At 77.4% G+C, this 1670-nt stretch carries 2 protein-coding genes; both read right to left on the bottom strand.

All coding sequences use genetic code 11. The annotated features are described in order from the left end of the window. Positions 1-558: lysophospholipid acyltransferase family protein (locus tag E1265_RS36060; protein WP_132935152.1), on the bottom strand; the 558-nt coding region annotated here is incomplete at its 3' end. A 10-nt stretch (positions 559-568) separates the two neighbouring features. Further along, positions 569-1670: wax ester/triacylglycerol synthase domain-containing protein (locus E1265_RS36055; RefSeq protein ID WP_132935151.1), on the bottom strand; the 1102-nt coding region annotated here is incomplete at its 5' end.

The raw sequence follows: 1670 nt of genomic DNA, 5'->3' as shown, positions 1-1670 counted from the left end.
GTCTCGCAGGGCGGCGTAGTCGAGGGGGTGGCCGAAGCGGATCCGGACGCGGTGCGGGCGGAGCAGGGTGGAGCCGATCGGCTGGACCAGGTCGGTGCCGGTGATGCCGAACGGCACCAGCGGGGCGCCCGAGGTGAGGGCGATGCCGGCGGTGCCGGGCCGGCCGCGGTGCAGCCGGCCGTCGGGGGACCTGGTGCCCTCGGGGTAGATGGCGAGGGCGCCCCCGGCGGCCAGGACGGCGACGCCGGAGGCCACGAACCGGCGGGCGGCGGGCGGGCCGCCGCGGCGGTCGACGGGCTGGAAGCCGAGGCGCCGGCAGTAGGCGGCGACGGCGCGGCCGCGCGGCCCTGGGCCGGTGAAGTACTCGCGTTTTCCGAAGAAGACCAGGCGCCGGGGGACGGCGGCCATCAGGAAGAAGGTGTCGCAGGCGGCGAGGTGGTTCCCGGCCAGCAGCACGGGTCCGGTACGCGGCAGGTGGTCGAGGCCCTCGACGGTGGTGGGACAGGCGGTGGCGGCGGCCAGCCGCATCAGGGCGCGGGTGGCGCGGTAGACGGGCATCGTGGGCGGCTCACCGGTCCTGGTCCCGCTGGGTCGGGACGAGGGCGAGGTCGGCGAGCGCGGCCCGCCAGTGCTCCGCCAGCTCGCGGGCCTCGGGGAGGGCGGCGTCGGCCGTGAAGGCGCAGGTGGCCTGGGAGCGCCAGACGACGAGGGCGGGCAGGCAGGGCAGATGGGCCGGCAGGCAGCTGATGGGGGTGACCCGCAACGGCTCGCGTCCTTCGTGGCCCAGGTCGGCGGCGGCGGTGATCACGGTGGTCTGGAGGCCGGCGCGGGCGAAGACCCGGCTCGTGAGGGCGCTGACGCCGCGCGGTCCGAGCCGGCCGAGGGTGGCGCCGTGGGCCCACCGGGTGGATCTGGGCTTGAGACGGGCGGTGTGACGGGCGATCAACTGGGCGCGTCGGGCGAGGTCGGGCTCCCGCCACGGCACGGGGATGAGGGCGATGGTGAAGCGGTTGCCGACATAGGGCCGGCCGGTGTCGTGTCCGAGGGCGACCGGCAGGCCGAAGCCCCTGGCGCGCCAGCCCTCGCCGGTCCAGCCGGTGGGGTCGAAGCGTTCGGCGGCGCGGGAGAGGGCGGCGAGGTGGACGTCGAGCACCGAACAGCCGAGGCGGCCGGCGGCGGAGCGCAGTTGGCCGACGGGCACGGTGGTCGTGGCGAGCAGGCGTTCGTTCTTGCGCGGCAGGTCGAGCAGGGGGCGGCGCGGGGCGGGGCGCAGCAGTTGGGCGGCGTCCCTGGTGACGCGGGTGAGGCCGGCGACGCGGGCCCCGAACGGCGGCCGAGTGGCCGGCGGGCGAGGGACGGCGGGCCCGGCCGGTGCGGTGCCGAACAGCAGCCGGCCGATCCTGGCCACGGTGAGGCCGTCGTGCAGCGCGTGGTGGGCGCGGTAGCACAGCAGGTGGCGGTCGGTGCCGAAGCCGTGGACGAGCCAGACGTCCCAGGGGTCATCCGGGCGGGGCAGCGGCCGGTTGACCAGTTCGTCGTGGGCGGCGGCCGCGGCGTGCGGCCCCGAGGTGACGCGGAGCTCCTGGACGTGGCGTTCGACGGGCGCGTCGGCGGGGGTGGGGAGCAGCGGGAGCCGCTCGCGGACGTGGGCGCGCAGCGCGTCGATGGTG

It is taken from the genome of Streptomyces sp. 8K308 (genome assembly GCF_004348315.1).
Taxonomy (GTDB): Bacteria; Actinomycetota; Actinomycetes; order Streptomycetales; family Streptomycetaceae; genus Streptomyces.
This window is presented reverse-complemented; position numbering and strand designations above follow the sequence as displayed.